The following is a 26,471-nucleotide window of genomic DNA, read 5'->3' as shown; positions in this document are numbered from 1 at the left end:
TCACTTTCCCCCGCGATGGGCGACTGCTTGCCGCTGTGCAGCAGGCGGCACCGGGAACAGCCGACCGATCCGCAGCGCCAGGCCGAGGTCCCCGTCGACCAGGATCTCGCCCCGCGTGATCGCGGCGAGGCCGTTCAGCTCACCCCGCGCCATCACATCCGCGACCTCGGCGGACGTGGTGATGACGGTCCCGGCGGAACCAGCATCCCGCGTCACCCGCAACCACCCATGATCAATGTCCAGCAGCCACTTCTCCACCCGATCCCCGTCCCGGATGTCGAACCGGACGTTACCGCGCACCTTGCAGAACCGTGGGTCGTGGCCAACTTCCGCCAACTGCTTGAAGAAGGCGCTGATCGCCGTCATACGACCTCCACAACCGCTGGTAAGGGCGCACGCCGCCTACCCAGCGCACGCGGGTCCTAACTCTCGGCGGGCGGCGGGAAAGCGGGCCGGTGACCGTGGGAGTTCGCCGCCGCGCCGCGATCGCCGCCGTCGACGAGCGAGGCGGAGAGGCACGCCGCGCGGGGCGGTCTGCCGGTGCTCGACTGCGCAAGCCGGAAGGGCAGGTGGGGTAGCCGTGCACATCAAAGGTCTTCGTTTGATCTAATCCGGTCTCCGGAGCAGCCCCACCGCGACGGCCCTTCAGGGATCAAGGAGAGCTAATCATGACCGTCCCGCAGCGTGTCGCGATCGTCACCGGAGGCTCCCATGGCATCGGCCGGCGGACCGTGGAACGGTTGGCGGTGGACGGCTTCGCGGTGGTGCTCAACTACGCCACGAGCAAGGTCGAGGCGGAGCAGGCCGTGGCCGAGGTCATCGCCGCCGGCGGAGACGCCATCGCGGTGCAGGCCGACGTCGCCGACGAGTTCGCGGTGGCCGAGCTCTTCGACACCGCCGAGCGGACGTACGGCGGAATCGACGTCGTCGTGCACTCGGCCGGGATAGCGATCCACTCCCCCATAGCCGAACTGGACCTCGCAGACCTGGACCGGGTGCACCGCACCAATGTCCGCGGCACCTTCGTGGTCGACCAGCAGGCGGCCCGCCGGGTGCGGCCCGGAGGCGCGATCATCAACATCTCCAGCACGACGCCCCGGCTGTCCCTGCCCGGCTACGCCGCCTACGCCGCGAGCAAGGCCGCGATGGACTCGATCACCCTGATCCTGGCCCGCGAGCTCCGGGGGCGCGACATCACCGTGAACGCGGTCGCGCCCGGCGCCACCACCACCGCGCTCTTCCTCGAGGGCAAGGACGAGCAGGCGATCGCCCAGATGGCGGCGATGTCGCCGATGAACCGGCTCGGCGACCCGAGCGACACCGCCGACGTGGTGGCCTTCCTCGCCGGCCCGGCCCGTTGGATCAACGGCCAAGTGCTGTACGTCAACGGAGGCGCCGCCTGACCCGCCGGAGCAGGGCCGCACGCGTCGATCCGGAGCTCCGGCGTGGGCCGGAGCTCCGGACGTCGGGACCGGCGGGAACCGGTCGGCGTGGTGTTACAGGGTCACCGTCCAGCTGTTGATGTAGCCGACGTCCCCGGCGGCGGCGTCCTGCACCCGCAGCGTCCAGGTGCCGGCACGGGCCTCACTGGCGAGGTTGACCGGGTACGTCTGGTTGATGTTGTCGGTCGAACCACCGGTCCGGTTGTGCAGGGTGTAGACCGAGCCGTCCGGCGCGACCAGGCTCACCACCAGGTCACCGATGAACGTGTGCACGATGTTCACCGCGACCGTGCTCGTCGCGCTGGCGTTGCCGGCGCAGCCGGCGATCGCGATGGTGCTGTTCACCGTGCTGTTGTCCGAGATCGTCACGTCCGTGCCGTTGGTGCCGCTGCACCCGGGGGTCACATCGAGCTTCAGCGTCCAGCTGTTGAGGTAGCCGACGTCCCCGGAGGCCGCGTCCTGCACCCGCAGCCGCCAGGTGCCGTTGCTGGTCTCGCTGGAGAGGTTGACCGGGTAGGTCTGGTTGATGTTGTCGGTCGAACTACCGGTCCGGTTGTGCAGGGTGTAGACCGAGCCGTCCGGCGCGACCAGGCTCACCACCAGGTCACCGATGTACGTGTGCACGATGTCCACCGCGACCGTGCTGGCCGCCGAGGCGGTGCCGGCGCAGCCGGAGATGGTGACCGAGCTTTCCACCGTGCTGTTGTCCGAGATCGACACGTCCGTGCCGTTGGTCTGCGAGCAGCCCGGCGGGCCGTTGACCGTCAGCGCGTACGAGGTGCTCTGGGTGGTCTCCGGGCCGGTGCCGATGATCGTCACGGAGTAGGTGCCCGGCACCGCCGTGCCGGCGGTGCTGAGCGTCAGGGTCGCCGAGCCACCCGAGGTGACCGACGACGGGCTGAAGCTCGCGGTGACGCCGGCGGGCAGGCCGGCCGCGGTCAGGGCCACCGTGTGCGGGCTGCCGATCGTCGTGGTCGTGCTGACCGTCGCGGTGAGCGAGCCGCCCGGGTTGACCGCCCCGGCGGCCGGCGCGACCGCGATGCCGAAGTCCTGGGTCGGCGGGATGATGTTGCCGGTGTAGAGCAGCTTGTTCGGCGAGCCGGTGCCACCGCCGGTCACCACGTCGCTGGTGGCGTCGTTGTACAGCTTGTCGCGTACCTGCTGCGGGGTGTACGACGGGTTGGCGGCGAGCACCAGCGCGGCGGCGCCGGTGACGTGCGGGGCCGCCATCGACGTGCCGCTGATCGTGTTGGTCGCGGTGTCGCTGGTGTTCCAGGCCGAGGTGATCGACGATCCGGGGCCGAAGATGTCCAGGCAGGTGCCGTAGTTGGAGTAGCTGGCCTTGGCGTCGGTGGAGGTGGTGGCGCCGACGGTGATCGCGGTCGGGGTGCTGGCCGGCGACTTGGTGCACGCGTCGGTGCTCTCGTTGCCGCCCGCGACACCGTAGGTGACGCCGTCGGCGATCGAGGCGGTGACCGCGTCGTTCAACGCCTGGTCGGCGGGACCGCCGAGGCTCATGTTCGCCACCGCCAGTTCGCCCGGGTCGTGGTCCGCGGTCACCCAGTCGATGCCCGAGATGACCTGGGCGTAGGTGCCGCTACCGGCATTGTCCAGCACCCGCACCCCGACCAGGGTCACGCCCTTGGCCACCCCGTGGGCGGTGCCGCCGACGGTGCCGGCCACGTGCGTACCGTGCCCGTTGCCGTCGTCGGCGCTGCCGCCGTCGATGGCGTCGAACCCGGTGATCGCCCGGCCGCCCAGGTCGCTGTGGGTGAACCGGACGCCGGTGTCGATGATGTACGCCGTCACACCCGCGCCGTTGTTCGGGTAGGTGTAGGTGTTGTTCAGCGGGAGGTTGCGCTGGTCGATGCGGTCCAGGCCCCAGGACGGGGTGGGCGTCTGGGTGCCCGCGATCGACACGGTGTGGTTCTGCTCGACGTACTTGACCGCCGGGTCGGCGGCGAGTCGACGGGCCTGCTGTGCCGACAGTCGCGCCTCGAAACCACGCACCGAGTTCTGGTACGTCCGGGCCACCGTGCCGCCGTGCCGGGCCGCGAGGTCCTTGGCGCTGGCGGTGACCAGGGAACGGGTCACCGCGGTGTCCTTGAAGACCACGATGTACGAGTCGGCGACGGCGGTGGCACCGCCCGCATGAAGGATCTCCCCCTCCGCCGGTGCCGCCATCGCCGGTGTCCCGAGGGCCACCGCGGTGGTGGCCGCGGTGGCCGCCAGTCCAAGACGCCAACGGCGCCGAGACGAACCTGTCATCTTTCCAGCCTCCTTCCGATCCCCGACCGACGCGCTTGTGACACATCGACCGACGACTCTGCATCTACTGACACAGATGCTAGGGCCAGGAGGCATCGATGTTTAGATATGTGATTCGGACTCGCACTGCCGTACGCTGTCCTCCGATTACTGGCATCCACGATGGTTGATTGGAGCGCCTTCGTTGCCGCAGGGAAATAATAGACCTTCGACAATGGCACGATTGCCGAGCCATTACGCGACAGCCCCGCGATCCGCATCTCCTGCGGGGTCAGGCTCCGGCCGCGGGTGGTGGGTGCCCGCCGACCGTATGGCCGGCGGGCACCGTGCCGCTGTTGGTGGCGGGCGTCAGTCGGAGCAGCAGCCGCCGGCCTGGCCGGTGGGGGCGGCGTTGAGGGTGACCAGGCTCGACGGAGCGGCCAGGAGGCCGCCGGAGATGCCGGTGGCCAGCCCCCGCCCGGCGGGCTCGGCGGCGGCCGGGGCCGGTCCGCAGCAGTCGTCGCCGGTGGAGCCAACGGGGTTGCTGTTGCACACGCCGGTCTCGGGCAGGTCGAGCTGGACGTCCCGGGCGGCGTCCCAGTCCCCGGCCAGCGCGGCGACGACGGATCGAACCTGCTCGTAGCCGGTGGCCATGAGGAACGTCGGCGCCCGTCCGTAGCTCTTCGCGCCGACCGCGTGGTAGCCGGCCTCGGGGTGGGACAACTCGTCCACGCCGTGCGGGGGGACGGTGCCGCAGGAGTGCTCGTTCGGGTCGATCAGCGGTGCGAGTGCGCGGGTGGCGCCCATGACCGGGTCCAGGTCCAGGCGCAGTTCGGTGACGATGGAGTGGTCGGGGCGGAAGCCGGTGGCGGCGACGATCCGGTCCACGGTGACGGCCTCCTCGCTGCCGTCGGCGTGCCGGACGACCACCGAGACGCGGTCCTCGGTGGGGGTGATGGCGTGCACGGCGAAGCCGGTGAGCAGCCGGATCCGGCCGGCGTCGACGTGCTCGCGCAGCCGTGCGCCGAGGGCGCCGCGCGCGGGCAGGGCGTCGGCGCCGCCGCCGCCGTAGGTGCGCGCCGGCGAGGCGGTGCGGATCGCCCAGGTCACCTCGGTGCCCGGCCGGTCGACGGCCAGTTCCGCGAGGGACAGCAGGGTGTTGGCGGCGGAGTGACCCGCGCCGACGACGAGGGTGTGCCGGCCGGCGAACCGGTCGCGGTCCGCGCCGAGCACGTCCGGCAGGGCATGCTCCAGGAACGCGGCGGCTGCGCTCTCGCCGCGGGCGGGCAGGCCGGAGGCGCCGACGACGTTCGGGGTGTGCCAGGTGCCGGAGGCGTCGATGACCGCCCGGGCGAGCATCTCGTCGCCGTCGGTGAGGCGGATCAGGAACGGGGTGGTGTCGCGGCCGGCGGTGCGCAGCCGGTCCAGGCCGAGGCGGGAGATCGCCTCGACCCGGGCGCCGTAGCGCAGGTGCGGCTTGAGGCCCGGCACCTCCGCGAGGGGCTGGAGGTAGTCGCTGACCAGCTCGGCGCCGGTGGGCAGGGCGTCGGGGGCGGGGGCGACCCAGCCGGCGTCGTCGAGGAGTCGGCGGGCGGCGGGGTCGATGTTGTACCGCCACGGGGAGAACACGCGGACGTGCCCCCACTGTCGTACCGCCGCCCCCGGCGTGTCGCCGGCCTCGACGACGGTGAAGGGCAGGCCGCGCTCGTGCAGGTGCGCGGCGGCGGCCAGTCCGACCGGGCCGGCGCCGATCACCACGACGGGCAGGTTGTCCGTGGTGCTCATCAGGCAACTCCTCTGTGTTGAGAACTGTCGAATCAAGGAAGCAGGCAGGTGCCCCGCCGTGGAGACGAGGTTCAGTTGGTGACCGGGCTGCGGCGTTCGAGCAGGACGACGTCGCGCCACCGGCCGTGGTGGCGGCCCACCCGTTCGCGGACGCCGATGACCCGGAATCCGGCCCGCTGGTGGAGGGCGAGGCTGGCGGCGTTCTCGGGGAAGACGCCGGACTGGATCGTCCAAATGCCGGCGGTCTCGGTCGAGCCGATCAGCGCGTCCAGCAGCAGCCGGGCCACCCCTCGGCCCCGGGCGGCCGGATCGACGTAGACGGAGTGTTCCACCACCCCGGCGTAGACGGGCCGGGTCGAGGTCGGCGAGACGGCGATCCAGCCGAGGACGGTGCCGTCGCCGTCGACGGCTACGAGGCGGTGATCGGGAAGCCTGCTCGCGTCGAACGCCGCCCAGGTGGGTGCGGTGGTTTCGAAGCTGGCGTCGCCGTCGTCGAGACCGGCCTGGTGGATGGCCCGGACCCGCTCGGCGTCGTCGACCGTCATGGGGCGGACGGTGATGTCGGCCATCAGCAGGCTCCGTTCGGGTTGGGGGGCGGGGTGGCCCATGACGACGTCGGCGGCCGAGCACGACCCCTCCACGCCGCCTGTCTCGACGCCCGTCGAATCAGAGACTTGCATGCTGATTAGATGAATGTCAACCTAGAGGAATGTCAAAGCAAGGGACGCCGCCTCCCGCCATCGACCTCACCACCGATGAGCCGTGCTGCCCGTCCTTGGCGCAGGGCAGGGTGCCGGCACAGACCGCGGCGGTTCTCGCGCCCGCGTTCAAGGCGCTCGGCGACCCGGTGCGGTTGCAGTTGATGTCGATGATCGCCTCGGCCGAGGGCGGGGAGGCGTGCGTCTGCGAGCTGACCCCCGCGTTCGACCTGAGCGGGCCGACCATCTCGCATCACCTCAAGACGCTGCGCGAGGCCGGCCTGGTCGACGCCGAGCGGCGCGGCACGTGGGTGTACTACCGGGCCCGGCCCGCCATCCTGCGGCAGCTCGCCGCGCTGCTCACCGTCGAACCGGCCCCGGTGGCGTAGGCCGCGCCCTGTCGGGGGGCGGTCCTCCGAGCCGGTCCCGCAAGCGCCACCGGACACACCTCAACGACGAATCCCGACGGGAGTGCCCGTGAGCACCGCCACCCACGACGATCCCACCACCGCGGTGGTCGGCCGCCTGTCCCGCCTCGACCAGTTCCTGCCGGTCTGGATCGGCCTGGCGATGGTCGCCGGCCTCCTCCTCGGCCGGCTCGTCCCCGGCCTCGACACCGCGCTGGACGCCGTCAAGATCGGCGGAATCTCCCTGCCCATCGCCCTCGGCCTGCTGATCATGATGTACCCGGTGCTGGCCAAGGTCCGCTACGACCGCCTCGACACCGTCACCGGCGACCGACGGCTGCTGGTCTCGTCACTCGTCCTCAACTGGCTCGTCGGGCCCGCGCTGATGTTCGCCCTCGCCTGGATCTTCCTGGCCGACCAGCCCGAGTACCGCACCGGCCTGATCATCGTCGGCCTTGCCCGCTGCATCGCCATGGTCATCATCTGGAACGACCTGGCCTGCGGCGACCGCGAGGCCGCCGCCGTCCTGGTCGCCCTCAACTCCGTCTTCCAGGTCCTCGCCTTCGGGCTGCTCGGCTGGTTCTACCTGGCCGCACTCCCCGACTGGCTCGGCCTGCCCGGCGCCGGACTGAACGTCTCCGGCTGGGACATCGCCCGCAACGTGCTCATCTTCCTCGGCATCCCGCTGCTCGCCGGGTACCTCACCCGCCGCCTCGGCGAGCGCGCCAAGGGCCGCGACTGGTACGAGTCCCGCTTCCTGCCCAGGATCGGCCCCACCGCCCTCTACGGCCTGCTGTTCACCATCGTGATCCTGTTCGCCCTCCAGGGCGACGCCATCACCAACCGGCCGCTGGACGTCGTCCGCATCGCCCTGCCGCTGCTGGTCTACTTCGCCCTCATGTGGGCCGGTTCCTACCTGCTCGGCCGGTCCATCGGCCTGAGCTACGAGCGCACCACCACCCTGGCGTTCACCGCAGCCGGCAACAACTTCGAACTCGCCATCGCCGTGGCCATCGGCACCTTCGGCGTCGCCTCCGGTCAGGCCCTCGCCGGCGTCGTCGGCCCGCTCATCGAGGTACCCGTCCTCGTCGGCCTGGTCTACGTCTCCCTGTGGGCACGCCGACGGTTCTTCACCGCCGCCCCGGCGCCCCGGCCATGACCTGCCCGGACCGGGGCGGCACCGAAGTCACGCGAATCCCGCCCCCGTCGAGGCCATGGCCACGGGTGGAGAAGCTCCTCGCCGGGCTGCGCCCCACCGCGTAGCGGCCAGCGCTGAGGGTTGTCCCTGGTCAGCCCTCATCGTGGTCTCGCCACCGGGCGAGTTTCCGTCGGGAGGCAAGAGTGTCGGGGTGCCGGGGGCCGAGCACTCGAAGCTGGTCGGCGAGCACGTGCTCGGTCGCCTCGACGGCCCCGGCGCGGTCACCGGCCTCGCTCCGCCAGTGGGCCAGATTACGCCGGGTGGTCAGGGTGTGTGGGTGGTCGGGGCCGAACACTCGGAGGTAGGCGGCCAGCACCTGCCGGAGGGCTTCCACCGCGCCGGCCGGGTCACCGGCCGCACCCCGCCAGTAGGCCAGGTTGCTACTGGTGCTCAGCGTATGTCGATGGTCGGGGCCCAGTACCCGCGACCGGTCGGCCAGCACCTGCCGGAGGCCTTCCACCGCGCCGGCCGGGTCACCGGCCGCACCCCGCCAGTAGGCCAGATTGTTGCGGCTGAAGAGGGTGTCGGGGTGGTCGGGACCCATGACCCGCAACCGATCGGCCAGCACCTGTGCGAAGGCTTCGACCGCGCCGGCCGGGTCGCCGGCCTCACCCCGCCACTGGGCGACGTGGTGAAGGGCGGTCAGGGTGTCTGGGTGGTCTGGGCCGAGCACTCGCAGGCAGTCGGTGTGCAGATCGGTGAAGTAGGCCACGGCGGCGGCGGGTTGGCCGGTGTCGCCGAGACTGCGTCCAGCCCGGAACAGCACGGCGTGGCAGTGGAGATCGAGCAGGGCGTGGCGGGGGTGCTCGTACAGTGCTGCGGTGTTTGCGCGCAGGACCTGGCTGCCGGCCGGGTCGTCCCGTTCCGGGGCCGGCCAGAACTCCAGCAGCGCGTCGGCGGCGATCCGGGCGGGGGTGTCGAGCTGGTCCGGGGTGAGTTGGTCGCGGGTGGCCCGTTGGACGAGGGCGTGGACCTCAAGCTGGTCAGCGCCGCACCTGACGAGGCTGAGTCGGTGCAGGTTGCGCAGGGCGTCTTTGACGGCTCCCCGGTCGACTGGCTCAGCGTTTCCGCCCCGGTCGAGGCCGCTGAGGTGGTCGGTGACCGCCGAGGTGGTGAACAGGCCGACGGGAATCCCGTTGGGGTCCCACATCGCGGCCAGCTCCAACAGGGGCCGGGCCAGTCCCCGTGGCTGGAGCCGGTCGGCGGCGATGATCGACAACCACCAGGTCCCCGCGACCGTCGCGCGGTGCTCGTCGGGCAGCGCCTCGGGCTCGGGCAGCAGGTGGGCGAGCGCGCGTTGCCGGTCGGCCAGCCGAGCTCGGTACCCGGCGCAGTCCAGCCCTCGGTCGGTGAGGTAGGCGGTGGCCTGAGCCAGCGCCAACGGAAGGTGGCCGAGGTCGGCGGCGAGTTGGTGGAGTTGGTCGGCGGGCTCGTGCGGCAGCTTGTGCCGTAGGTACGCGGTCGCTTCGCCAGGGGTGAACACGTCGACGTCGAGCAGCCGGCGCTTGCCGCCGGCGAGAGCGGCATCGCGGCGGCGGGTGGTCACCAGCACCGTGCCGGTGGGCATGGCGGGCGGCCACAGACCGATGAGGTCGGCGGGGGCCCGCAGGTCGTCGAGCACGATCAGCCAGCGCCGGTCGGTCGTCGCCAGCCACGCCAGGAACCGGGTCGCGGCCTGTTCACCCTCCTCGTCGGCGGTGTCGAGGACTCCGTACGCGCCCTGGGCGTACGTGGCGACAACGCCCTGCCGGGTGGCGGCAGTGACCCATACCAGCAGATCAACCCGTTGCCGCGACCACGCATCACGGGCGGCGGCGGCGGCCAGCTGGGTCTTGCCCACCCCACCCAGCCCGGACAGCACCGCCGTCCCGCCCCCTGCGGTGGCCTGCTCCAGCTCGATGGTGCGCTGTCGGTGCTGGTAGGCGTCGGCCACCGTCGGGATCACCCCGACGAGGTGTGGCCACCTCACCACTCGGCCGGTGTTGACCGTCACCGGGGCGTGAAACTGGCCCACCGGCCCGTAGGTGGTGTGGAGATGTACCGCTGCGGTGGGGTCGGTGGGGCCGGTGCCGGGGGCGGTCGACCCTGCTACGCCCCCGGCCGGGCCGGGGGGACCGGCAACTGCCCGTAGCTGACACTGACCGGGCCGGTCATGATGCCTGCGGTCGGCCCGTAGGCGGTGTCCACACGTGCGGTGCCGTCACCGACCTGCGCACCCTGCGTCCCGCGCAGATCCACCGTGTACCTGCCGGCCCGGGAGCCTTCCGGATCCACCAGATCGAGAAGCCGACTGGCGGCGGTCAGGACCTTCTCGTCCCGGTCGGCACCGGAATCCGCCAGCTCCGCACCGATCCGTCTCTCCCACACCCCCGGATCGGTCTCGGCTGCCTCCAGGAGCTGCTCCACGGCACGGCGGCCTGTCAGCCGGCGCCGCAGCGCGTCACGCAAACCCGTGTAGACGTCCACCGCCACAGCACTGGTCCCCGCGCCCGCCCCCGCCGCCAACGCCGCCGCGATCAACTCGACACCGGTCACCGCGACCACCCTCCATTCACGACACCGGCCGATTATGTCATCGCCCGACAAGAGCGCGCGTGCCTGCCGGCCGAGGCGGACGGACGGGCGGAAGTGCGGCGTGAGCGTCCCGCCGGACCGCGATCCGGCGGGACCCGGACCGGCAAGCCCGTCGTCCTCGGCACCGAAACGCCGGTGGGTTTCCTCAACGCCGATCAATAGAATCAGCGGCGGCAGGTGGCAGCGACACCACGGGGGTCGGTAATGGAGCCGGTAGCGCGACGCGGGGACGAGCGGGTCGGCACGGGCCGCCCAGCCGGTGGCCGGCTGCCCCTGGCTGGCGACGACCCGTCGGGGTCGGTCGACCAGGCCTACGGGCGGTAGCCCCATGATGTCGGCGCCCCCGGAACAGGCGATGCCAGCGGAGCCGCCGCCCGCGCACCAGCGGCTGTCGAACGCGGGCACCCTCCCCCGGTTCGTCCTGCTGATCGTCCTCTTCGTGGGGACCGCCGCGGTCATCACGGCCAGCCTCATCAAGGCGCGCACCGACCCGAACGGCGTACGGGTCGGCTGCGGGCTCGCGGCCGGAGGCGATCCGGGCCTGAGTGACCTCGACGTGAGTCTGCGGACGGTCGACCAACAGTCCGCGTTCGAGGACTGCGTGGACCGCTTCGTGCCGGCCCTGGCGTGGTGGTGGGATCCTGCGGCGCTGCTGCTGCTGGTGGTCTGCGCGGCGGTGCTGTACTGGGCGCTGCCGATGTGGAAGGGGCGGCGGGGCCGGGTCCTGCCGGTCGAGCAGGTCGACGGTGACGCCGAACTGATGGCCACCCTGGCCGAGTTGGTTGCCGTGGCCGGGTTGCGCCGCCCACCCCGCTTCGTCATCGCTCCCGCCGTGCCGACCGCCGGCGCTGTGGTCTTCGGCCGGCTGCGCCGTTACACCGTCTGCCTGGACGGTGGCCTGGTCGCCCAGCGCCATCGTGAGCCCGAGGGCTTCCGGGCAGTGCTGTTGCACGAGTTGGCGCACCTGCACAACCGCGACGTCGACATCACGTACGCGACCGTCTCGCTGTGGCGGATCCTGCTGGGGGTGGTCGTCCCACTCGATCTGGCGTACATCGCGGCCGTGAGCCTGCCTGCCACAGCCGGCTCGTACATGGCGACGCGGGAACAGTCCCGGGTGGCGCACCACGTGGCGATGCTGGTCGTCACGGTCGTCCTGGTCTACCTGGCCCGTGCGGACATCCTGCGTACCCGTGAGCTCCACGCCGACCTCACGGCCCGGCGCTGGGGCGCGGACGTACGGCTCTGGGAGGCCGCAGCCGGGCCGGAGGTGACAGAACGGGCCGCCTCCCCCCGGTTCGCCACCAGGCGGCTGGTGGCCGCCGGGGCCTCGCTCTGGCACACCCATCCGAGTTGGGAGCAGCGGCTCAGGTCGTTGGCCGATCCGGGGGCGGTGTTCACCCCACGGGCGCTGCCCTTCTTCCTGACCGGCGCGACGGCGGCGATCGCCGCCACCAGGATGCCGGCGCTGCTGTCCCTGCTGGGGGTCACCGGCAACTGGGAGAACTGGGCCGTGGCGGTGGTCGTCGCGGTCCTGGTCACCACGACCACCGGGCTGCTGCTCTGGCCGGCCGTGACCCACGCGGCGCTCACCACCGGCCCGGCACCGTCCGGGCTACCGGGCGGCTGCTGGCTGGGGGTCGGCCTGATCGTGGGTGAGCTGGCGGTCGGTCGCACCGGCAGTGTCTGGGACCTGCTCCCCGAGCAGCCCGCCTTCCTGGTGCTGCCCGTGCTCGCGGGGCTCGCGGCCGTCTGGTGGACGGCGGAGTACGCCCAGGTCTCGGCCGCCGGGACGACGGGTACGCGACGACGCTGGCCGCTGCTGGTGGGGCTCGGCGTGAGCTGTTTCGTGCTGGCCCTGTGGTGGCGATGGTGGGAGGCCGAGGGCACCACCCTCGCGGGCGGTCTCCTGTCCTTCAGCGGCGATCTCGTCGACGCACACGAGCAGAGCCTGACCGACGGCCACGGGTACGAGGGGCCGCTGCTGGCCCTCGCTCCCGGTCTACCGGTGCTGCTGGCCCTGAGCAAGCGCCCGGAACTGCTCTGGACGACCGGGGCACTCTGGGTCCTCCCGTTCCTGGCCTGGCTTCCCCGCGCCGCCGGCCCCACCCGGCCACGGCCGGTCCTGTCCGCCGCCGGGATCGGAGCGCTCTGCGCCGCGGTGGCGGCGGTGGCGGCAACCGCCGCCCTGCGGGTGTGGTCGCCGGTGATCGCCGGCCGGGAACAGACCCACCTCCTCGCCTACACGACGTGGCTCGTGGTCGTCGTCATCGGTGTCATGTGGCTGGCGGCCGGTGCCACCGCCGCGCTGGCGGACCGCTGCCCGCTGATCCAGGCCCTGGTCGTGGCGGGTGCCACCGGGCTGGCCGGGCTGGTCACCACCGCCGCGCTGGTCTCGGTCGACGGTTGCGTCCGGCCGCTCACGATCCTGGCGTCGTCGTGCCGGCCCGATCCCCTGGGCGGCTGGTCGTTGTTGACGTTGCTGGCTCCGACGACGCTGGGCCTGGGCGGGTTTCTCACCGTCGCGGTCGCCGCCCTCGGCACGCTGGCAGGAAGGACGCTCCGCCGGTTGCGCGCCCGTGCCGCGGTCGCCCGGCGGGCCGGGGACGACTCCCCCGCCCCGGTCCACCCCAGCCGGCTGGCACCGCGCCGGGCACTGGTGGTGGTGCCGTGTTTGTTGATGACGGCGTTGACCACCGCCGTGACCGTGGCCGACCTCCGGTCACCTGCTTCGACGCCCACCGCCTCCGCCGCACTGGCGCCCGCACTCAGTGCGCAGGCCACCTCACCCGCGGTGCGGGCGGCGCAGGTGCACGCCTGGCGGGCGCTCGGCGGGGACGAGCGGGCCGACGAGGTCCTGACCAGCCTGCTGGACCTGCTGCGGCGGCTCGATCAGCTCACCGCCGACGGGTCGGACCGGGTACTGACCGACTGGGCGTTCATCGACACCGAGGTGCGGCCCCGCTGCGTCGACCTCGCCGAACGGGTCGCCGGCGCCCGCCGGTACTTCCGCCATCCCGACCCGCAGGGCCAGGCTGCCTGGAATGCCCTGCTGACCAGGGCGGAGCGGGCGGGCGGCGACTGTGACCTCACCATCGGGCGCCGGAACCGGGCCGGGTACCTCACGGCGATCCGACAGCTGCTGTCGCTCGGGCAGGACGTGCCCGGCATGGGCAAGGCGATCTTCCGCTGAGCGGGCCCGCCCGGCCGGAGACGCCGTCGCGCATCGGCTCGCGGCTGTCGGTCCGGCCACGGGCACCGGGCCTTGAACCGGTCGACGCGCGGACCGTCCTGGCGCTCCGGTCAACGGGGGCCCGGCACGAGCGGCATGACCATCCCCGCCCGCTTGACGGAGCGTAGGGCAACGGCTATGTCCGCGTGTTGCAGGCCGGGCAGCTGGCCAATGGTGCCGGACAGGAACTCGTAGAGCGCGGCGTCATTCTCCAGCGCGACCTCGCCGCACAGGTTCCGGTCCCCGGTCGTCGCGGCGATCATCAGGACGGCGGGGTGCGCGGCGAGCAGCTCACCGGCCTGCCCGAGCTGGGTGGGGTTGATGCTGAGGAAGATGAACGCGTTCACCGTGAGCCCGACCACGCTGGGCTCGACAACCGTCCGCATGCGCAGGAATCCGGCCGCCATCATCGCCTCGGCCCGCCGTCGTACGGTGGCGGGGCTCGCGCCGCACCGCTCGGCCATCTGCTGCCAACCCTGGCGGCCGTCCTTGGCGAGGCTGTCGACGATCATCTCGTCGAGCGGGCTGAGCCGCGACGGCGCCTCGACGAGCGTCTGCTCGTCCCATCGATCCATCCGTTGCGCCCGTAGCCTGTCGACCACCTCCGCCGGCAGCAGGCTCGGGCTCCAGTTGTGTGGTGTGGCGAACCTACGGATCACCTGGTTGCTCCAGACGGCGAGGACGCCGTCCAGGCCTGGCAGCTGCTTGAACATGAGCTGGAGCAGGTGCTCGTTGGAGGTGTAGGAAACCTCGGCCAGGCAGTCCACGCTGCCGGTGAGCAGCTTGACCGATCCGCATTCCTCCCACCGGGCCAGGTGCTCGGCAGAACGGCTGGCGGCGTCCGGGCGGCAGCGCAGCCGGACGAACAGCGATCGCGCCCGGCGGGTCGCCTCGCCGTCCATGACGCCGATGACCCGGACCGCTCCGCTGCGGAGAAGCCGCGGGATCCGCCGGGACACGGTCGCCTCCGAGGTGAACACCGCCTCGCCGATCTGCGCGTGGGTTGCCCGCGGGTGAGCGAGCAGGGCACCGACGATCCGGCGGTCGAGTTCGTCCAAGGATCCGTCGATCCCGTCACCTGAGCGGTTCTTCATACTGGAATCTTGCATCTCACACCACGATCTTGACAATCTGCCTCGTGCCTCCGGCAGACTCTCGTCCACGGCTACCAAGGGTTTGAGGAGGCAGAAGGTGGCGCATCCGATCAGGCGCTCGAACGCGGCCAGAGGCGTCGCGGCGGGTACGGTTGTACTGCTCGCGGCGGCTGTGCTGCCGGCGGGTACGGCGTCGGCGTCGTCCGACACGGCGAAGAACCAGACGCGGCCCGCGCAGCACGTGATCATGTTCGACTTCGACGGGTTCGACCCCCGTTTCCTTGAGGGGCGCTACGCCGACCTGGCGGAGCTGCCCAATATCCGGGCACTGATCGAGAATGGCGCCCACGGCGTCGCAGACGGGTCGTACTCGTCGTATTCCAACTCGTCCCGGACGACGACGGCGACCGGCGCGTACCCCGCCGTGCACCGCAACACCGGCTACTACTACAACCACGAGACCAACCGTGGCGTCTCCCAGGAGCGGTACATCGAGCCCGGCGTCGAGACGATCGCCCACTCGCTGAAGCGGCAGGACCGCACCTCGGCCTACCTCCAGTGGTACGCGGTGCAGAACTACGGCGCCACGTACGGTGACCCCGCCGCGCTGTACACCCAGCCGGGCGGAAACTGCGAGACCCGCGCCAACCAGGCGATCGCGCTGCTGCGTGGCGAGCCCGTCAACTCCGGCGGCACGATGGTCGACCCGGGCGCGATCCCGGACCTGATCACCGTCTACTGCGACGACGTCGACGGCGCGCTGCACGACGGCGGATTCACCGACCCCGACCTTCCGGCCGCCCTGGCCCGGGTGGACGCCCAGATCGGGCGGGTTCGCGACGCCGCCCGCGAGGCCGGCATCCTGGACCGGACGGCCTTCCTCGTCACCGCCGACCACGGTGCCCGGGAGTGGACCGTTCCGCTGCTGCCCGAGGTGCTCGACCGGCTGTCCGTGACGGGCCTCAAGGTCCAGGTCATCTCCTCCTCGGGCGGCGTACCGGACCCGACGAGCGAGATCGTCATCGTGGCCTCCCCGCGTACCGCCGACATCACCCTGAGCGGTAGGGCGGACACTGCGAAGAACGCGCGCCGCATTGCCAAGATCATTAAGGGCATCCCGGGGATCGCGGCCGTCCATGACGAGCGGGACCTGCGCCGGATGAAGGCCAGCGACAAGCTCGGTGACCTCGTCGTGGAGCCGGTCGAGCCGTACCACCTGTCCACGCTCACCGACGGCGCCCCGCGCGCCTCGCACGGCGCGCTGCCGGAGTCGCAGGTCCCGATGGTGCTCTCCGGCGCCGGGATCCGTCGCGACGTCCCGCTGCGCAACGTCGGCCTGGTCGACGTGGCCGCCACCATCAGCGCACTGCTCGGCGTGCAGCCGCCGGCCACCTCGCAGGGGCACGTCATGCGCGGGGCCATCGAGCGGTCCTGATCGTCACCACACGCACATCAAGGAAAGGCACGACATGACCCACCTGACCAAGCGCCGGTTCGCGGCGGCGATCGCCGCCGTGACCGCGCTCACCACCCTCGCCGCCTGCGGCGGATCGGGCGAGTCGGAGGCGGAGAAGGCCAAAGAGATCACCTTCTGGACGCCGCAGACGACCCCGCAGCGGGTCGCCGCGCAGGAGAAGGTCGCGGCCCGGTTCACCGAGAAGACCGGCATCGCAGTGAAGGTCGTTCCGCTCAGCGAGACCGACCAGAAGCAGTCCCTGGCGACCGGTGCCGCCTCCGGGGACGTACCGGACGTGATGTTGCACGGCGCCACGACCACGGCCGCCTGGCGGACCCAGGGGCTGCTGAACACGAAGGCCGCCGAGGAGGTCGTCGAGGAGCTCGGCGCCGACACGTTCAACGCGAACGCCCTGAAGGCGTTCAGCCTGGACGGCAAGGTCGGCGCCGTGCCGAGCGACGGCTGGGTGCACCTCCTGGTGTACCGCAAGGACCTCCTCCAGGCCGCCAACGTCAAGGTGCCCGCCAGCCTCGAGGAGGTGGCGAAGGCCGCCACCACGATGAAGGCGACCGGGGTGAGCGGCATCGCCCTGGGCACCCAGGCCGGCACCCCGTCCAGCACCGAGGGCATCTACTCCATGTTCCAGAGCGCGGGCTGCCAGCTCGTGCAGGACGGCACCGTCAAGATCGACTCGCCCGAGTGCACCAAGGCGGCTGAGCAGTTCAAGATCCTGCGCGACTCGAGCGCACAGGGCGACTTCGACGTGACGAGCGCGCGGGCGGCGTACCTCGCCGGCAAGGCCTCGATGCTGCTCTTCTCGACCCACATCCTCGACGAGCTGGCCGGCCTGGACAAGGCCAACCCGCCGACGTGCCCGCAGTGCAAGGCCGACCCGGCGTTCCTCTCGAAGAACTCCGGCTTCATCACCGTGCTCGACCGGAACAACCCGGCACAGTACGGCGCCACGCTCGGCTACGGCATCCCCGAGGGCGCCAACACGGCCGGGGCGAAGGAATTCATCAAGTTCATGATGGAGGAGGGCTACTCGGACACGCTCGCCTCGGCGACCGAGGGCCGGATCCCGCTGCGCAACGGCACCAAGGCCGACCCGAACGCCTACCTCGACGCGTGGGGCAAGCTCGGCATCGGGCCGGAGGCCAAGAGCTCCGTCGCCGAGCTGTACGGCCCGGAGATGGTCACCCAGATCCGCGACGGCGTCAACGCCGTGAGCCTGTGGGGCATGGGCACGAAGGACTCGCCCCTGGCCGGGGCGGTCACCGCGGAGAACGTGCTCGCGCAGTTCCTTGAGCGCCTCTACGGCGGGGAGTCGCCCGCTCAGGTGACGAAGGGGATGGCCGAGGAGGTCAAGAAGGTCCAGGCCGACCTGTGAGCACGTCCACACGTCGGTCTTCCCGCTGGGAGCGGCTCAGCCGCTCCCAGCGGGAGAACCTGAACGGCCAGCTGCTCACCGGCCCGACTCTGCTGCTGATCGCCCTGGTCGTCCTGCTCCCCTTCCTCCTGGTCCTCGTCTTCGGGTTCTCCGACACGAGACTGATCGACATCCCCCGGTTGTCGCCTTCCACCATCGAGTGGACGTTCGACAACATCGTCGACGCCTGGCAGTCGGACGCGTTCTGGGACGCGCTCTGGACCACCGTCATCTACGCGACCCTGACCACGATCGGGTCCATCGGCGTCGGCCTCGCCCTCGCCCTCGCCCTGCGCCGCCCCTTCCGCGGCCAGGGGATCGTCCGCGCGCTGTTGCTGATCCCGTACGTGCTGCCGGTCATCGCGGCGGCCATGATCTGGCGAACGATGCTCAACCCGCAGTACGGCATCATCAACGCGTTCGGTCAGGAATACCTCGGCTGGCAGAATCCCATCGGGTTCCTCAGCACCACCTCGGCCGACGTGGCGGGCGTGCCCGTACCGGTGTCGCTGCTCGTCGTCATCGCCTTCGAGATCTGGAAGTCGTTCCCGCTGGCCTTCCTCTTCGTCACCGCGCGGCTGCAGAACGTGCCGGGCGGGATCGAGGAGGCCTCGGCGCTGGACGGAGCCTCCCGGTGGCAGAACCTCCGCCACATCATCCTCCCCCAGTTGCGGGGGGTGCTCCTGCTGTTGCTGCTGATCCGGTTCATCTGGTCGTTCCAGAACTTCAACGACGTCTACCTGTTGACCGAGGGCGCCGGCGGCACCCAGGTCATGGCGATCAAGGTCTACACCGAACTGGTCACCCGGTCCGACATCGGCAGCGCCGCGGCCTACGGACTGCTGATGTCGCTGGTTCTCTGCGTGCTGCTGGCCGGCTACGTCCTGCTCTCCCGGCGGAAGGAGGCGTTGTGAGTTCAGCTATGCGGCCCTCGCGCCCGGTCAACGTCCTGCGGTGGACGCTCATCGCCGTCGCGCTCGTCTGCGCGGTGGGGCCCGTGCTCTACGGGGTGCTGCTCTCGCTGCGCCCGTACTCCGCGGTGCTGCTGGAACCTCTCGACATCGTCCCCGGTCTCGGCGAGATCGACCTGTCCAGCTACGTCACGGCGATGAAGGACGAGTCGGCGGGCGGCTTCGGGCTCGGCCGGTTCGTGCTCAACTCCCTCATGGTCGCCCTCGCCACCGTCGTGGTGTCGATCGTCGCGTGCATCTTCGGGGCGTACGCCGTCGCGCGCCTGCGGTACCGGGGCCGCCGCTTCACAAGCGGGATCATCCTCGCCGTCTACCTGTTCCCGGGCATCGTGCTCGCGGTGCCGAAGTTCGTCATCCTGAGCCGGTTGGGACTCTCCAGGTCGCTCGTCGGGCTGCTCGTCATCTACGTCGCCGCCACCGTCCCCGTCGCGCTGTACATGATGCGCAACTACTTCCTCGCCCTGCCGGAGAGCGTCGAGGAGGCGGCACTGCTCGACGGCTGCTCGTTGCCGACGATGCTGCGCAAGGTCGTGCTGCCGATCGCGCTGCCCGGCGTCGTGGCGACCGCCATCTACGTCTTCATGATCGCCTGGAACGAGTACTTCTACGCGTTGCTGTTCCTCGTCCAGGACCGGTCGAGATGGACGGCTCCGCTCGGTCTCGCCCAGCTCACCGACTTCCAGGTGCCGGTGACCGTGCTGCTGGCCGGCTCCATCGCGGTGACCGTGCCCGTCATCGCCATCTTCTTCCTCGCCCAGCGCTACATGGTCGCCGGCCTGACGGCGGGGGCGGACAAGTGAACATCGAAAGGATGATCGACGTGACAGGCCCTGTGACACCGGGATCGGGTCCAGTGCGACTGCTCGTACTCGGCGCGGGAGGACGCGGCGCCCACGCATACGCCACGTGGTGCCTGGAGCACCCCGAGGCCGCTCGGGTCGTCGCGGTCGCCGAACCCGACGCGGAGCGCCGCGACCGGCTGGGTGACGCGCACGCCATCCCGGCCGCCCAACGGTTCACCGACTGGCCGCAGGCCCTCTCGGCGCGTGGGCCGTGGGACGCCGTCATCGTCGCGACACCAGACCGTGATCACGTCGATCCCACCCTCCGCGCTCTCGAACTGGGCCACCACGTCCTGCTCGAGAAGCCCATCGCGCCGACGCCCGAGGAGCTGAACAGGCTGACGGCCGCGGCCCGCGACAGCCCCGGCACGGTGACCGTCGCCCACGTGCTGCGCTACACACCGTTCTTCGGCACCCTGCGCCGCCTGCTCGACGAGGGCCGGATCGGCGAACTGCAGGGCATCTCGCACATCGAGAACATCGCGTACTGGCACTTCGCGCACAGTTACGTACGCGGCAACTGGCACCGTGCCGACCAGTCGAGCCCGATGCTGCTGGCGAAGGCGTGCCACGACATCGACATCCTCCGGTGGCTGGTCGGGTCGCCGTGCACGGCGGTCGCCTCGTTCGGCGAACGCCGCCACTTCCGGGCCGAGCACGCGCCGAAGGGGTCGACCGAGCGCTGCGTCGACGGCTGCGCGGTCGCCGACACCTGTCCCTACAACGCCGAACGCCTGTATGTCGACCAGCTCGCCGCCGTCAACGGGCCGCCCGTCACGGTCGTCACGAACGACACGAGCGTGGCCGGCCGACGGCAGGCCCTGCGGACGACCGACTACGGGCGGTGCGTCTACCGGATGGACAACGACGTCGTCGACCATCAGACGGCGGCGCTGCGGTTCGGCAACGGTGTCACGGCGTCACTGGTGGTCTCGGCGTTCACCGCGTGGAACACCCGGACGATCACGTTGATGGGCAGCCATGGCCAGATCACCGCGGACATGCGCACGGGTCGGATCGACCTGACGCCCTTCGTCGAGACGCCGCCCAGCCTGGAGGCCCACCCGGCCGACGAGACGTTCCAGGTCGACGCCGTCGACCCCGGGAGCGTCAACGATGTCACCGAGGCTTTCACCGGACACGGGGGCGGAGACGCCGGGCTGATGAAGGACTTCACCGAGCGCGTCCGGCGGGCGCTGGCCGGTGAGGATGTCGAGGCGGCGCCGAGCTCGTTGGAGGAGAGCGTGGAGAGCCACTTCGTCGCCTTCGCCGCCGAGCGGTCGCGGCTGAACCACACCCTCGAGGAGCTGTGACGGTGGACGAGGTCCGCGCTCTTGTGGCTCGCGTCGCCGGCACCGCCGACGACGTGCGGGTGGAGAGGGTCCCCGCCGGCGAGGACGCCGCCGTCGCCGGGTACGAGTGCCGCGACGGCGTCCTCACCCTGCGCGGCTCGGACGCCGTCGCCGCGGCGTCCGCGTTCTCGCAGTACCTCAAGGCGCACGCCGGCCGCCAGGTGACCTGGGAACAGCCACGGCTCGACCCCCGGCCGCAGCCGTGGCCGGAGGCACCCGCGACCCGACTGGCCAGCCCGTTCCCGGTCCGCTACTACCTCAACGCCGTGACCTACGGCTACTCGGCGGCGTACTGGGACTGGGACCGCTGGGAGCAGGAGATCGACTGGATGGCGCTGCACGGCGTCACCCACCCGCTCATGCAGGTCGGCCACGAGGCGGTGCTGGCGGAGATGTTCCGGCGCGCCGGGCTCGACACGGCCCGGATCGACGAGTGGATCGGCAGCGCGGCGCACTTCCCGTGGACGTGGATGGGTAACACCAACTCGTTCGGTGGGCCGCTGCCGGCGGACTGGATCAGTCGTCACGTCGAGCTGGCGCAGCGGATCCTCGAGCGGCAACGCTCGCTGGGCATGACGCCGGTCCTGCCGATGTTCGGGGGGCACGTGCCTCCGGAGCTCGCCGATGCTTCGGCCGGTGAGATCGAGTGGCAGGGCTGGCTCACCCCGATCCTCGGTCCCGACAGTGAGCGGTTCGCGTCGTTGACCGCGGAGTTCCTGAGCATCCAGCGGGGCCTGTTCGGCACCGACCACCACTATGCCGTCGACCCGTTCATCGAGTCGGTGCCCCCGTCGGGCGAGCCCGGCTACCTGGCGGCGGTCGGCGGGGCGGTCTACCGGGCGATGACGGACGGCGACCCGGAGGCGACCTGGGTGCTCCAGGGGTGGCCGTTCCACTACCAGCGCGACTTCTGGCGGCCGGAGCGCGTGCGCGCGTTCCTCTCCGACGTCCCGCAGGAGCGGCTCGTCCTGCTCGACCTGTGGGGCGAGCACGCCCCCATGTGGCGTCGCGACGGCATGTTCGAGCGGCGCTGGGTCTGGTGCGCGATCCACAACTTCGGCGGTCGCTTCGCCCTCTTCGGCGACCTCAGCGGTCTGCGCCGCGACGTCGACGAGCTGAGGCGAACACGGCCGTCCCGGCTTGTGGGCATCGGGCTCGCGCCGGAGGCGATCGAGAACAACACCGTCTTCTACGAGCTGGCCACCGATCTCGCCTGGGACGTTCCGCAGCTGGAGGACTGGCTGCGCTCGTTCGCCCGGCAACGCTACGCGGCCGGGCACGACGACTTCGCTTCCGCCTGGCAGATCCTGGCCGACACGCTCTACGGGCCTGGACGTACCCGATCCATCCCGTCGCCGGTCATCGCCCGGCCGTGGTCGGCCGAGACGCCGTTCGCCGCCCAGCGCCTCGCCGGCGAGTTCGTGCCGCAGACCGCAGAGCCGCAGCGGCAGTCGGCGAACATCGACGCCGAGAACGACCCGATGGTGCTCGGCGGCCTGCCGCGGATCGCCGAGGCCGCGCGGTTGCTGCTCGGCCGGGCGACGGAAGCGGGGGTTCGGGGTCAGGTCGAACGGGACGTCGTCGATCTGGTCGGCCACGTGGTGGCGCAAGGGTGCCGGGTCCATATCCGCGGCATCATGACGGCCTTCGCCGAGCGCGACGGAGACGGGGTCCTCAGCCACTTCGCCCGGTTCCGGACGGAACTGCTCGACCTCGACGAGCTCGCGGGCACGCGCGCGGAGTCGCGGGTCGGCCAGTGGATCGCCGACGCCCGCGCGTGGGGCGGTTCGCCGGCCGAGGCCGACGTCATGGAGCGGGACGCCCGCAGTCTCATCTCCGTCTGGGGACACCAGTCGAGTGGACTGCACGACTACTCCGGACGGCACTGGGCCGGCCTCATCCGGGATTACTACCTGCCCCGTTGGGAGTTGTGGGCGGACTGGTTGGCCCGGGCCGCGGCGGCGGGGGTGGAGCCGGACGTCGGCGTCCTGCGGGCCCGCATCGTCGAGCACGAGGAGTCCTGGCGGGGGGCGATCGGGGGCTACCTCGCCGTCCCGGAGGGGAACACCCTCGACGTGGCGGCCCGGATCCTCGACCGGCTCGGACACTGACCCCGGCGGCCCCTGAACCCGGCGTACGGCTGGGGCCGGACAAGGGCACGCTCGCCCGGCGGGCTCGGCGCCTGATCGCAACAGCGCCTCCGCCACCGGACGAGCGTGCCCTTGCGTTGTCTACTTCGGCACCGGCGAGGTGAAGCCGACGACGGATGCCGCCTTGTTCGACGTGCCGAGGAAGTGCTGCACCTTGTTGGAGCGGTTACCTTCGATGGAGTTGAAGGTGCCGTCGGTGTTGGTGTCGTAGAACGACGTGACGATTCCGACGTGGTCGATGACCCCGTCGCCCTCCCAGTCGTACACCACCGCGTCGCCCTTGCGCGGGATGTAGCTGCCCTTCGAGTGCCAGGTGCCGTTGTTCACACCGTAGGTCTTGAAGCTCGACGCGAGCGCGTTGAGGCCCGTGTACTTCGCGGTGCCCCAGTAGAAGGCGAACTTCGCGAAGTCGGCGCACCACGCTCGGGCGCGCCAGTTGACCGTCACCCAGGACTTCGTCCCGTCCCGGTACTCGTACCCCTTGCTGGAGTTTCCACAGGTGGAGGCCGGGTTGTTGTCGTACCGGTCGTTGTTCGGGTCGGCCCAGAAGCCGGTGTAGAAGTTGCAGTTGGTGCCCTTCTCGGACAAGCGTTCCAGCACTTCGGCGTTGTCCGAGTAGAGCTGGTTGTACGCGATGTTGCCGACGTCGATGCCCAGGTTGGTGTCGGCGGCGTGGGCGGCAGTCGCCGGAATTACCACGCCGGCGCCGGCGGCTGTCACAGCCACAACTGCGGTGACGGTCCTTCTCACGATTTTCATCGGTCCTCCAGGGATGGGCCGCAGCCTCTGCTACGGCGTGCAGTCAGCGATCTGCGCTCAACGACATGCGCCTCGACCAGATGCACCGGGTCGCCGTCGATACGAATGCGAAATCCCGACGGGCTTCGGCTGCCCAACTGATGCGTTGCCTTTCTAGCATCAGGACCGTCGTTCGGAAGTGATTCGGAACAGACCCGCACAGCCTCGAACGATTCGGATCGGTGAGTATCGGCGAACAACCCCTCCTCACAGGGCGTTCTGTCGTGTCCCGATCTGTTCCGAACAATCTCGGAGCGCTCGGACAACGAGATTTCCACCTGCCCGTGCTTCGATGTCCAACAGGGTTCTCCCAGCACGACGGAAAACCGCACCGCCGCCCGGCGCAGGACTGCCTCCAAACGGGCCGACAGCAGTTCTTTCCCGGGGAGCGCAACCGCTGATTCCCCGCCCGGCCCCCAGTCCCCTAAGGATTCTGATGGGAACAAGACCGACCACCGCACCACCCCGGCGGTCACGGACGACGACCACCGGGGCACTGGTCGCCCTCGGGGCGCTCCTGGTGACGCCGTGGACGCCCGCCGGACCAGCCGACGCCGCACCAGCCGCACCCGGCAGCGCGGGAACGGCGGCGCCGGCCGACACGGTGTCCGGCGTCCACGCCGAAGCGCTGCGGGCGGCGGCGACCGACGCGCGGCGTACCGGCCTGCCGGTGATCGTGACGGCCGCGACCACCGCGACCTCGATCAGCAGGGCGACCCCGGACGGCAGACTGGTCACCGAGATCACCACCGGACCCGTCCGCGCGCGGGGGGCAGACGGGTCGTGGGCGCCGATCCGGCGGCCGGCGAAGCCCACCGCCGGCCGCACCGCGACCTCGCCGGCCGCCATCGACCCACCGGTGGCGCTTCCGCTGCTCGGGGACACCGATGTCAACAGCAACTTCGACGGGAACAACGTCGACGGCGAGTACCTGAAGGCAGGCACCGAGGCCGACGGAGAGAAAGCCCGGGCCTACCTGGCGTTCGACACCCGCGGACTCCAGGTCCCGACGAAGGCGGAACTGACCCTGACCAACGTGGACGCCCCTGGGTGCGGCGCCACGGTCGGCGCGGGCATCCAGGTCCGCCGGGTAACCGACTTCTGGGACCCCGCCGCGCAGACCTGGACACCGCAGCCGACCAGCAGCACCACCGACGCCGTGCTGAGCCGGGAGGGCTCGCAGCTGGGCAGCTGCGGCAGCGGACGGATGTCCTGGGACGTGACCGGGATAGTGGCCCAGTGGGCCGCCGGAACCGCGAAGAACCACGGCCTGGTCCTCCAGGCGCCGAGCGAGACCAGGACGGCCAACTACCGGGTCTTCACCTCCGCCGAGAACACCGAAGGGCTGGGCCCTCCGCCGACCCTGACGGTCACCTCGGAGATCCCGACCACGCCCGGCGAGGGAGATGACCCGGCCGATCCCGGCCCCGCGCCGGCCGACCAGTGGCCGGGCCTCGCGGAGCCCGAGACCGGGTCGTGGGTCACCCGCGGCTCGGACGTCACCGAAGACGGACTGCTCACCGTACGCAGCCACAGCGCCGGGCAGCGGATCGACCTCACCAACCCCAACGAGAGTGTGCTCGGCCCCAACTGGCGTCTCGAACCCCTCGGCGGCATGCTCGGCAACCGACTCAAGGACTACAGCGCGAACGGTTACCTCCAGGTCAAGCTCTCGATCGGCACCCAGTCGCTCCGATTCGAGGCCGACCCGGCGCGACCCGGCATCTTCGTCGCCGAGGACGGCAGCACGGTGGTCCGGAACGCGGACGGCAGCTTCACCCAGAGCGGCGGCCCCGACGGCCTCACCTACGTCTGGCGCGCGGTCGGCGCGGACCGGCTCATCACCAGCATCGGCGACGCCGCGACCGGCACGGTTCTGATCGGGTACGACGCACAGGGCCGGATCAGCCGGATCACCGCACCTGCCTCGGAGCAGGACGACTGCGCGGTGCCGAACTCGGCCGGCTGCGCCTCGGCGACCTTTGGCTACGCGACCAGCACCACCGCCACCGCCACGCAGCTCGGCGACGTGGCAGGGCAGCTCAAACAGATCGACCGCACCGCCGCCGGCACCACCGCCCCGGTCACCGTGGTGCGTTACGCGTACGACCAGCTCAAGCGGCTCCGGGAGGTGCGCGACGTCCGCCAGGTCGACGGCGATCCGGTACTGGTGTCCGCGTACACCTACGACACGAAGGGCAACATCACCCGGCTGAACACGCCCCAGGAGGGGGCGTGGACCCTCACGTACGCCGCGCCGGGAAAGCTCTCCGGCGCGACGGCGGACCCGGCGCCCCTGGCGCTACCGACGCACTGCAGATACGCCACGCAGTACCTCCTCGGCCAGAACGGCTGCTGGGCCGGCCCGGTGCCGATGGAGTACGGCGGGCGGAAGATCCAGCCGTCGTGGAAGCGGACGCCGACCCGCAAGGCCGTCGTCGGGGTCACCCACGACCACTGCACGTCGTCGCCCGACCGACCGTCCGGCTTCGACTTCCGCAGCGCCTGTGACGCGCACGACTACGGCTACGGGATCATCTACCTCAAGACGCAGCAGTGGGACAAGTCCAAGAAGGCGTCCGTGGACGCGGTCTTCTACAGCCTGCTGCGCGACCACACCTGCCCCCGCTACAACATCCTGGTACGTGCCAACTGCCGGTCGACCGCCTACACCTACTACACGGCCGTGCGACTGACCGGCGGCCGGAGCATGAAGTACCGCAGCGAGTACTGAGCACCGCCCGGGTTCCCGTCCGGTCCGATCCGGACGGGAACCCGGGCGGCCCGGCTCGCTCG

At 71.0% G+C, this 26,471-nt stretch carries 19 protein-coding genes; 11 read left to right on the top strand and 8 right to left on the bottom strand.

Translation table 11 applies throughout. From position 1 onward, the window contains the following. Positions 1–366: an SCP2 sterol-binding domain-containing protein gene (locus ACQPZO_RS13350; RefSeq protein WP_433350192.1), complete on the bottom strand. Its 366-nt coding sequence runs from the start codon at positions 364–366 to the stop codon at positions 1–3. Positions 367–668: 302 nt separating this feature from the next. On the opposite strand from ACQPZO_RS13350, the gene ACQPZO_RS13345 reads away from it, so the two are divergent. Next, positions 669–1,403, top strand: coding sequence for an SDR family oxidoreductase (locus tag ACQPZO_RS13345; RefSeq protein WP_433350191.1), 735 nt, complete (start codon positions 669–671; stop codon positions 1,401–1,403). A gap of 93 nt (positions 1,404–1,496) precedes the next feature. On the opposite strand, the gene ACQPZO_RS13340 is transcribed toward ACQPZO_RS13345, so the two are convergent. From ACQPZO_RS13340 to ACQPZO_RS13330, 3 genes are all read right to left on the bottom strand, one after another. Continuing rightward, positions 1,497–3,710, bottom strand: coding sequence for a proprotein convertase P-domain-containing protein (locus ACQPZO_RS13340; RefSeq protein ID WP_433350189.1), 2,214 nt, complete (start codon positions 3,708–3,710; stop codon positions 1,497–1,499). A 348-nt stretch (positions 3,711–4,058) separates the two neighbouring features. After that, positions 4,059–5,474, bottom strand: a complete 1,416-nt coding sequence (locus ACQPZO_RS13335; protein WP_433350188.1) for an FAD-dependent oxidoreductase — start codon at positions 5,472–5,474, stop codon at positions 4,059–4,061. A 71-nt stretch (positions 5,475–5,545) separates the two neighbouring features. Further along, positions 5,546–6,043, bottom strand: a complete 498-nt coding sequence (locus tag ACQPZO_RS13330) for an N-acetyltransferase family protein (RefSeq protein ID WP_433350186.1) — start codon at positions 6,041–6,043, stop codon at positions 5,546–5,548. Positions 6,044–6,183: 140 nt separating this feature from the next. Here ACQPZO_RS13330 and ACQPZO_RS13325 point away from each other — a divergent pair, with 140 nt between their 5' ends. Next, the gene (locus tag ACQPZO_RS13325) at positions 6,184–6,561 is read left to right on the top strand and encodes an ArsR/SmtB family transcription factor (protein WP_433350184.1); all 378 of its coding nucleotides are present in this window, start codon (positions 6,184–6,186) and stop codon (positions 6,559–6,561) included. A gap of 88 nt (positions 6,562–6,649) precedes the next feature. Further along, entirely contained in the window at positions 6,650–7,738 is a 1,089-nt protein-coding gene (gene arsB, locus ACQPZO_RS13320) for an ACR3 family arsenite efflux transporter (RefSeq protein WP_433350182.1), read from the top strand. A gap of 130 nt (positions 7,739–7,868) precedes the next feature. Here arsB and ACQPZO_RS13315 read toward each other — a convergent pair whose 3' ends face one another. Together ACQPZO_RS13315 and ACQPZO_RS13310 are read right to left on the bottom strand one after the other, a co-directional pair. Next, complete coding sequence (locus ACQPZO_RS13315; RefSeq protein ID WP_433350180.1) at positions 7,869–9,746, bottom strand: tetratricopeptide repeat protein; 1,878 nt, start codon at positions 9,744–9,746, stop codon at positions 7,869–7,871. 119 nt (positions 9,747–9,865) lie between these two features. Next, on the bottom strand, positions 9,866–10,756 hold the full coding sequence (locus ACQPZO_RS13310) for a hypothetical protein (protein WP_433350178.1): 891 nt from the start codon (positions 10,754–10,756) through the stop codon (positions 9,866–9,868). On the opposite strand from ACQPZO_RS13310, the gene ACQPZO_RS13305 reads away from it, so the two are divergent. Beyond that, complete coding sequence (locus tag ACQPZO_RS13305; RefSeq protein WP_433350176.1) at positions 10,707–13,544, top strand: M48 family metalloprotease; 2,838 nt, start codon at positions 10,707–10,709, stop codon at positions 13,542–13,544. The two genes, ACQPZO_RS13310 and ACQPZO_RS13305, sit on opposite strands and share 50 nt — an antisense overlap. Positions 13,545–13,654: 110 nt before the next feature. On the opposite strand, the gene ACQPZO_RS13300 is transcribed toward ACQPZO_RS13305, so the two are convergent. After that, complete coding sequence (locus ACQPZO_RS13300) at positions 13,655–14,677, bottom strand: Lrp/AsnC family transcriptional regulator (RefSeq protein ID WP_433350174.1); 1,023 nt, start codon at positions 14,675–14,677, stop codon at positions 13,655–13,657. A 97-nt stretch (positions 14,678–14,774) separates the two neighbouring features. Here ACQPZO_RS13300 and ACQPZO_RS13295 point away from each other — a divergent pair, with 97 nt between their 5' ends. The 6 genes from ACQPZO_RS13295 to ACQPZO_RS13270 are packed head-to-tail and all read left to right on the top strand — an operon-like array spanning position 14,775 to position 22,838. Beyond that, a complete protein-coding gene (locus ACQPZO_RS13295; protein WP_433350172.1) occupies positions 14,775–16,112 on the top strand; it encodes an alkaline phosphatase family protein in 1,338 nt (445 codons plus the stop codon). A gap of 34 nt (positions 16,113–16,146) precedes the next feature. After that, entirely contained in the window at positions 16,147–17,523 is a 1,377-nt protein-coding gene (locus ACQPZO_RS13290; RefSeq protein ID WP_433350170.1) for an ABC transporter substrate-binding protein, read from the top strand. Continuing rightward, positions 17,520–18,476 carry a carbohydrate ABC transporter permease gene (locus ACQPZO_RS13285; RefSeq protein ID WP_433350168.1) on the top strand — a complete coding sequence of 319 codons (957 nt, stop codon included), beginning with the start codon at positions 17,520–17,522 and terminating at the stop codon, positions 18,474–18,476. Before ACQPZO_RS13290 ends, ACQPZO_RS13285 begins: the two co-directional genes overlap by 4 nt. Further along, entirely contained in the window at positions 18,473–19,333 is an 861-nt protein-coding gene (locus tag ACQPZO_RS13280; RefSeq protein ID WP_433350166.1) for a carbohydrate ABC transporter permease, read from the top strand. The genes ACQPZO_RS13285 and ACQPZO_RS13280 overlap by 4 nt, the downstream gene beginning before the upstream one ends. A gap of 53 nt (positions 19,334–19,386) precedes the next feature. Next, on the top strand, positions 19,387–20,688 hold the full coding sequence (locus tag ACQPZO_RS13275; protein WP_433350164.1) for a Gfo/Idh/MocA family protein: 1,302 nt from the start codon (positions 19,387–19,389) through the stop codon (positions 20,686–20,688). 2 nt (positions 20,689–20,690) lie between these two features. After that, a complete protein-coding gene (locus ACQPZO_RS13270) occupies positions 20,691–22,838 on the top strand; it encodes an alpha-N-acetylglucosaminidase TIM-barrel domain-containing protein (protein WP_433350162.1) in 2,148 nt (715 codons plus the stop codon). 120 nt (positions 22,839–22,958) lie between these two features. Here ACQPZO_RS13270 and ACQPZO_RS13265 read toward each other — a convergent pair whose 3' ends face one another. Next, positions 22,959–23,603, bottom strand: coding sequence for a CHAP domain-containing protein (locus ACQPZO_RS13265; RefSeq protein ID WP_433350160.1), 645 nt, complete (start codon positions 23,601–23,603; stop codon positions 22,959–22,961). 508 nt (positions 23,604–24,111) lie between these two features. Here ACQPZO_RS13265 and ACQPZO_RS13260 point away from each other — a divergent pair. Then, complete coding sequence (locus ACQPZO_RS13260) at positions 24,112–26,409, top strand: phospholipase A2 (RefSeq protein ID WP_433350158.1); 2,298 nt, start codon at positions 24,112–24,114, stop codon at positions 26,407–26,409. Positions 26,410–26,471: the final 62 nt, after the last annotated feature.

The sequence above is a fragment of the Micromonospora sp. CA-111912 genome (assembly GCF_050948415.1).
Classification (GTDB): domain Bacteria; phylum Actinomycetota; class Actinomycetes; order Mycobacteriales; family Micromonosporaceae; genus Micromonospora.
The sequence above is the reverse complement of the archived record's forward strand: the minus strand, read 5'-3'. Positions and strand labels throughout refer to the sequence as shown.

Excerpts from the sequence above, each read along its gene's own strand:
- ACQPZO_RS13350 (WP_433350192.1), bottom strand. The coding sequence starts at position 366 with ATGACGGCGATCAGCGCCTTCTTCAAGCAGTTGGCGGAAGTTGGCCAC.
- ACQPZO_RS13345 (WP_433350191.1), top strand. The coding sequence starts at position 669 with ATGACCGTCCCGCAGCGTGTCGCGATCGTCACCGGAGGCTCCCATGGC.
- ACQPZO_RS13340 (WP_433350189.1), bottom strand. The coding sequence starts at position 3,710 with ATGACAGGTTCGTCTCGGCGCCGTTGGCGTCTTGGACTGGCGGCCACC.
- ACQPZO_RS13335 (WP_433350188.1), bottom strand. The coding sequence starts at position 5,474 with ATGAGCACCACGGACAACCTGCCCGTCGTGGTGATCGGCGCCGGCCCG.
- ACQPZO_RS13330 (WP_433350186.1), bottom strand. The coding sequence starts at position 6,043 with ATGGCCGACATCACCGTCCGCCCCATGACGGTCGACGACGCCGAGCGG.
- ACQPZO_RS13325 (WP_433350184.1), top strand. The coding sequence starts at position 6,184 with ATGTCAAAGCAAGGGACGCCGCCTCCCGCCATCGACCTCACCACCGAT.
- ACQPZO_RS13305 (WP_433350176.1), top strand. The coding sequence starts at position 10,707 with ATGCCAGCGGAGCCGCCGCCCGCGCACCAGCGGCTGTCGAACGCGGGC.
- ACQPZO_RS13300 (WP_433350174.1), bottom strand. The coding sequence starts at position 14,677 with ATGAAGAACCGCTCAGGTGACGGGATCGACGGATCCTTGGACGAACTC.
- ACQPZO_RS13290 (WP_433350170.1), top strand. The coding sequence starts at position 16,147 with ATGACCCACCTGACCAAGCGCCGGTTCGCGGCGGCGATCGCCGCCGTG.
- ACQPZO_RS13260 (WP_433350158.1), top strand. The coding sequence starts at position 24,112 with ATGGGAACAAGACCGACCACCGCACCACCCCGGCGGTCACGGACGACG.